This is a genomic window from Bartonella sp. W8151, from assembly GCF_016100385.1.
Taxonomy (GTDB): Bacteria; Pseudomonadota; Alphaproteobacteria; order Rhizobiales; family Rhizobiaceae; genus Bartonella; species Bartonella apis.
Map to the genome: position 1 here is coordinate 1 of NZ_JACFSO010000006.1, position 6303 is coordinate 6303.

Genomic DNA, 6303 nt, shown 5'->3' on the forward strand with positions numbered 1-6303 from the left:
AGCTGGTCTTTCTCACAACTGGAAAGATGACAAATACTCGCTCTATGGTGAAGTTGCTGCACGTTCAAGCTTTAATGACTTTGGTAACAGCTACTCACTTAATGGGACGGTGGGCTTTAGAGCCAAGTTCTAAACGACCTTTATAGGTAAGGGCATTGTCAGAGTAATTTTTAAATTTGATCATGGCGCGATATTTTCACGCCATGACTTTGACGCTTGCATAAAACTGGCTCACCCTGCCTTTTTGAGGTAAGTGAGAGTTAGTCCGACAACACCTGTAAGAATATCAATCTTCACCGCCGAAAAACGTAAACAGAGGCAAAGTGGAGGAAATTGTCAAATAATAATAGAAAATAAATTGCTTAAGAAAAAGACAGAATTAAACTCTTTGAAATCCCATTGTATTGTGTGGAATAAAAAGGAACGATCGTATGATCGTGATGTTTAATGGCGGAGGGACAGTACCCTTTGTTATTGTTTCAGACTGTCTAAGACCGTCCCATTTTGTTTTGTTAGCAATATCAATTGGTTATTGTCCTTTTTTCTCCCTTATAATACCATTGCTTCCAAGTTTTATTGGCGGATGAGATGGAGGATGAAAAAACTATAAGAAATCTCAATTTATTGATTTAAAATTAGTTTTTGTCGAAATATGGCGGAGGGGGTGGGATTCGAACCCACGGTACAGTCGCCTGCACGCCGGTTTTCAAGACCGGTGCCTTAAACCGCTCGGCCACCCCTCCAAAAAGGATGCGCAAGTCTTTACAAGGTTCTCGCTAAAGGTCAATCACTTATTTAAATTTTTTTGAGCCAAATTTAATTTGCCTTCGTTCCTTTATAGATGTTCACTTTCAGATCGCGCACTTTTTTGCGCAATGTATTGCGATTAAGGCCTAAAAGCTCTGCTGCCTTGATCTGGTTTCCCTTTGTCGCTGTGAGGCACGCAAGAATAAGTGGATACTCGACCTCTTCCAATACGCGGTGATAAAGTCCGGCGGGGGGCAGTTCATTGCCGAAAGAAGCAAAATATTTTTGCATATTCATCTCGACCGCTTCGCCGATAGTTATATTGTCATTAACAGAAACCGGATTGTCAGCCCCTTGATGACCGGTTTCATTTTTTAATTCGGTCTCGATAACATCGACCGCGATTTCTTCCTGCGGATAAAGCGCGGCAAGTCTACGTACAAGATTTTCCAATTCCCTGACATTGCCTGGCCAGGAATAGCGACGTAACAAATCAAGCCCTTCATTGCTGATATGTTTCAAAGGCAATCCGTCATCGGTTGCCATTTTGAAGAAATGACGCACGAGATCGGGAATATCGTCGGCTCTTTCACGCAAAGCTGGAATGCGCAAAGGTACGACGTTCAGTCTATAAAACAGATCTTCGCGGAATTGTCCCTGATTGATAAGCTGATGCAAATCCTTGTTGGTTGCAGCAACAATTCTGACATCGGTTTTTATTGGAGTTCTCCCGCCAACGGTCATATATTCGCCCTGTTGCAGGACACGTAAGAGGCGGGTTTGCGCGTCCATCGGCATATCGCCAATCTCGTCGAGGAACAATGTGCCACCATTTGCTTGTTCAAAACGCCCGCTTGAACGTGTATTGGCACCGGTAAAGGCACCTTTTTCATGGCCGAATAATTCTGATTCAATGAGATCTTTAGGGATTGCTGCCATATTGATTGCAACAAATGGCCCTTTGCGGCGTCTGCCATATTCGTGAAGCGCACGTGCGACAAGCTCTTTTCCTGTTCCTGACTCGCCGGTAATCATCACGGTAAGGTCAGTCTGCATCATGCGGGCAAGAATACGATAGATTTCCTGCATTGCAGGAGATCGGCCGACAAGCGGCATCGTATCGTTCGTTTCGTCGGATTTTTGTTTTTCGCTTTCGGGGCGGGGTTCAACCATAGCCCGTCCGACAATATTGATGAGCTCTGAAAGATCGAATGGTTTTGGCAGATAATCGTAGGCTCCGGCTTCCGAAGCTTTGATTGCAGTCATAAAAGTGTTTTGTGCACTCATGACAATAACAGGAATTTCCGGCCGTGATTTTTTGATGCGGGGTATAAGATCGAATGCGTTTTCATCAGGCATAACGACATCGGTAATGACGAGATCTCCATCGCCGTTGGCAATCCAACGCCATAGCATTGCTGCATTCGGCGCTACCCGTACGTCATAGCCGGCTCGCGAGAGCGCCTGGTTGAGAACAGTGCGGATTGCCGCATCGTCATCGGCAACAAGTATCATCCCTTTGGTCATTAGCTTTCTCCGCTTGACTTTGGTTCTGTCTCTTCCGGTCGCCACATGGGCAAGAGAACGCGGAATATCGTCCTTCCCGGTTGAGACTCGCATTCAACGACCCCGCCATGGTCGTTCACAAGTTTTGCAACCAGTGCAAGTCCGAGGCCGGATCCATTCGGTTTACTGGTGATGAATGGGTCAAAAAGATTTTCCTGTATGTCTTTTGGGACACCAGGTCCATTATCTTCGACACAGAATTCCATAGGCAATGTGACTTTATCATGTCGCCCTTGCACGGAAAGCTTGATGCCCGGTCGATAGGAAGAAGTAAGCGTAATTGTCGGATTTTTTACACTGCCCAAAGCTTCGGTCGCGTTTTTAACAAGATTAAGGAAAATCTGGATAAGCTGGTCGCGATTGGCATAGACCGGAGGCAGTGATGGGTCATATTTTTCAATAAATTTGATCTTTTTTGCAAAACCGCTTTGCGCAAGCCTTTTTACGTGATCGAGCACTGTGTGAATATTAATCGGAAAACGTTCGATCGGCCGTTCATCCGAAAACACTTCCATACGATCAACCAGAGCAACGATACGATCTGTTTCATCGGTAATCAAACGTGTGAGTTGCCGGTCGTCATCGCTGACGACACTTTCAAGAAGTTGCGCAGCGCCACGAATACCAGAAAGCGGATTTTTTATTTCATGGGCAAGCATTGAAGCAAGGCCGGTCACCGAACGGGCAGCCCCTCTATGGGTCATCTGCCGGTCAAGCTTTTCGGCCATGGATTTTTCCTGAAACAACACAACGACACTTCCCGGTATTTCCGGTAATGGTTGAACAAAAATATCGACGAGCTTGTCATAACCGAGTTTTGGTGATGATAAATCGACATGATATTCATTGACCGGTTTGGGTTTTTCTCTGACCTGATTAATAAGCGAGAGGAGAGGGCTGCCAAAAGGCAAAAATGTTTCAAGCTTGTTTCGTGACAATACAGAAGAACTCGCCTTGAAGAATTGTTCGGCATCGGCATTGGCATAGGCGATGCTATTGTCCTTGTCGACAAGAATAACCGGATGTCGCACTGCATCAAGCACCAGTCTTGCAAGATTTTGTTCGGAATTTTTTGTTTTTTGTTGCATTGTCAGGCTGCCTTTTCCGGATTACCCAAATCTCTAGAAAATATCGAATTCAACAATGTCAGAACGTGTTCCGGCTTGCATGAAGTCATAATTTCCTGCCGCTCTTCATTGCTATAGAAGCCCTTGGCATGTTTGTTCAAATACCAGTCGAGATGTTTTCGGGCGTGACGCACGCCGGTATTTTCGCCATAATAATCAAGCATTGCGCGATAATGATCGCAAATATAACGGTCGAGATTCTGACAGAAGGGATGGCCTGCGATCTCTCCTGCCAACCATGGTGAACCATAACTTGCCCGTCCGATCATGACAGCATCGGCGCCAGAACGACGAAGGCATTCTTCCGCTTCCTTAAGATTGCCGATATCGCCATTTGCTACCATCGGAATCGAAATAACATCGCGAACTTTTTTCAAAGCATCCCAGTCGGCTTGACCGTTATAAAATTGCATTCTGGTGCGGCCGTGCACTGTAATCATGGAAATACCGGCTTCTTCAGCCATTTTTGCCAGTTCCGGCGCATTGATTGTTGTTTCATCCCATCCAAGCCGCATTTTAAGCGAAACGGGAATTCTTGCTACTTTGAGAACCGCTTCGATCAAGGACATGGCAAGTTTCAAGTCGCGCATAAGAGCAGCACCGGAATATCCGCCGATAACTTTTTTGGCAGGACACCCCATATTGATGTCAATCATATCGGCATGATTATCCTGAACAATTTCGGTTGCTCTTGCCATCCATTCAGGTTCGCGACCGGCTAGTTGCACCACATGCTGGGGAAGACCCTTGCCGTTCACACGCATTTGGCTTTCAACCGCGCCAGAACATAATTCCGCGCTTGCCACCATTTCCGAAACCACCATACCGGCACCGGCACGCCAACTTCTTTGACGGAAAGGTAAATCGCTCACACCAGACATAGGAGCAAGAAAGACGCGGTTTCTAAACTCGATATTGCCAACTTCGAGAGGTGTGGAAAGAAAGGTCAATCACTCATGCCTTTTTGTTGTGCAATTTTAAAAACGCCTAATCTTTTACCATTTTATCAATAAAAGGCAATGCTATGAAGAGATTTTGCTGTCCGGATCGATATTTATTGATGAAAAATAATCTCATTAAAAAGCGGGAGTTAAACATAAATTGAGATGCGCAAACGAATTGCACATTGTAAGATAACGACAGCCTATTGAAAAAATCAAAAAGCTGTATCAATTTTGTTTCGTAATAACTCCGAAACTTTGAAGGGATAGAGATTATGAAATTATATTTTGCCCCTGGTGCTTGTTCACTCTCTCCACATATCGTAGCGCTGGAAGCCGGAATTCCGATCAAACTTGAAAAGGTTGATTTGGCCAAAAAGAAAACGGCAAGTGGCAAAGATTATCTGACTGTCACCCAAAAAGGCTATGTTCCAGCACTGGAACTTGATGACGGCCGCGTTATTACTGAAGGTACTGCTATTGTTCAATATCTTGCCGATCTAAAGCCTGAAAAGAATTTGGCTGAAAAACCGGGTACTTATGAGCGGGCAAAAGTACAGGAATGGCTGAATTATATTGCAACCGAGCTTCACAAAGGTTTCGGACCGCTTTTCCATCCCGGTTCAGAGGAAGAAAAAAAGGCTGCCAAAGCAAAGCTTATCGAACGATTGACCTATGCTGAAAAACAGCTTGAAAATTCCCAGTTTATTGCCGGCGATCATTTCACTGTTGCCGATGCCTATCTGTTTACAATTCTGACATGGTGCAAGTTTGTGCGGATTGATCTTCTCGATATGCCGGCCTTGTCGTCCTATATGGAAAAGATTAATAATCGTGATAGCGTCAAAAAAGCTTTCGCAGACGAAAAGGCAGCCTGAAACCTGCTTAAGATGCACGGAAAATAACTGCGAAAGAGAATTTAAATTCCACCTAGTTATTTTAACAGTTTTCAAGGGGAAGAAAAGCCTGCTTCTGACTGAACGTCTCGGCAGGCTTTTCATTTGTTAAACTTGCTGTTTCCAATTGTTATTCGGTTAAAAATATTTAATGCGACCATGAACATACGTGATTGATCAACGGCGGTTGGAACATTACACCATTGCTGAATCGTGTGTGATGCCTTGGCTATATCCTGATCGGTCGATTGTTAATATCCCGATTTGGCTTCTCATTCGGTTCAAAGCTTCGAACGAGCTGTAACGACTATGAAAAGAATGATCGTTTTTTAAGCCTGCTCAAAAGAGTTTGTGATCATCTCCTTGGTTAAGTGATGTGAGAGCGACTTTTTCCTGTATGAAATGAAGTTTCCTCTTGAACTCGGAGTCTTTCCCGTTATATTGCAGCCTCGCTGGAGAGGTGGCCGAGTGGTTGAAGGCGCACGCCTGGAACGCGTGTATACGGGCAACCGTATCAAGGGTTCGAATCCCTTTCTCTCCGCCATTAGGGCATCATGATCATACGGTGTTACCTTTGTATCCTACGCAATACAACGACATTTCAAAGGTTTGATTCCGTCTTTTTCTTAAGAGATTTTTTTCTGTTATTATTTGAAAATTTCCCGCACTTTTCCTCTGTTTGCGTTTTTCGGTGGTGAGGATCAATATTTTACGGCTGTTGTCAGACTAACGCTCCCCCCGTTTCAAAAGAGCAGGGAGAACCATTTTTATGCAAGTGACTAATTATATCACTCTTGAAGAGGTGTCGTTCGTTTTTGCTTGTATGTTTGTCTGGTGGTGAGATGCCTTTCGTGATTAAAATAATTGTAAATTCGTCCGTGTATATCGATAAAATCTTCATAAATGAGGCTTTTAAACTTTTAAAATGCTCGTTTTCGTCGCCGGAAGGTTAGATGAGAATTCTTACATCAATTATTAAGACGGCGGTCTGTTTCTTGAAGATCTTCTATGTCAATATTCCGGAAT

4 protein-coding genes and 2 tRNA genes are annotated in these 6303 nt (G+C 44.2%); 2 read left to right on the forward strand and 4 right to left on the reverse strand.

The genetic code is table 11. The features are described 5' to 3' along the window. Nucleotides 1-653 precede the first annotated feature (653 nt). From H3V14_RS10705 to dusB, 4 genes are all read right to left on the reverse strand, one after another. A tRNA-Ser gene (locus H3V14_RS10705) sits at nucleotides 654-743 on the reverse strand. Nucleotides 744-816: 73 nt separating this feature from the next. Next, nucleotides 817-2274, reverse strand: coding sequence for a nitrogen regulation protein NR(I) (gene ntrC, locus H3V14_RS10710; RefSeq protein ID WP_198228578.1), 1458 nt, complete (start codon nucleotides 2272-2274; stop codon nucleotides 817-819). Then, complete coding sequence (locus H3V14_RS10715) at nucleotides 2274-3401, reverse strand: nitrogen regulation protein NR(II) (RefSeq protein ID WP_198228580.1); 1128 nt, start codon at nucleotides 3399-3401, stop codon at nucleotides 2274-2276. The genes ntrC and H3V14_RS10715 overlap by 1 nt, the downstream gene beginning before the upstream one ends. Before the next feature lie 2 nt (nucleotides 3402-3403). Then, the gene (gene dusB / locus H3V14_RS10720) at nucleotides 3404-4390 is read right to left on the reverse strand and encodes a tRNA dihydrouridine synthase DusB (protein WP_198228582.1); all 987 of its coding nucleotides are present in this window, start codon (nucleotides 4388-4390) and stop codon (nucleotides 3404-3406) included. A gap of 266 nt (nucleotides 4391-4656) precedes the next feature. Between dusB and gstA the strand changes: the two genes are divergently transcribed. Both gstA and H3V14_RS10730 read left to right on the forward strand, forming a co-directional pair. After that, nucleotides 4657-5259, forward strand: a complete 603-nt coding sequence (gstA, locus tag H3V14_RS10725) for a glutathione transferase GstA (protein ID WP_198221154.1) — start codon at nucleotides 4657-4659, stop codon at nucleotides 5257-5259. A gap of 472 nt (nucleotides 5260-5731) precedes the next feature. Then, nucleotides 5732-5821: transfer RNA gene (locus tag H3V14_RS10730), tRNA-Ser, on the forward strand. The last annotated feature ends 482 nt before the right edge of the window (nucleotides 5822-6303 follow it).

Coding starts and splice junctions, on each gene's coding strand:
- H3V14_RS10715 (WP_198228580.1), bottom strand. CDS start 3,401: ATGCAACAAAAAACAAAAAATTCCGAACAAAATCTTGCAAGACTGGTG.
- gstA (WP_198221154.1), top strand. CDS start 4,657: ATGAAATTATATTTTGCCCCTGGTGCTTGTTCACTCTCTCCACATATC.
- ntrC (WP_198228578.1), bottom strand. CDS start 2,274: ATGACCAAAGGGATGATACTTGTTGCCGATGACGATGCGGCAATCCGC.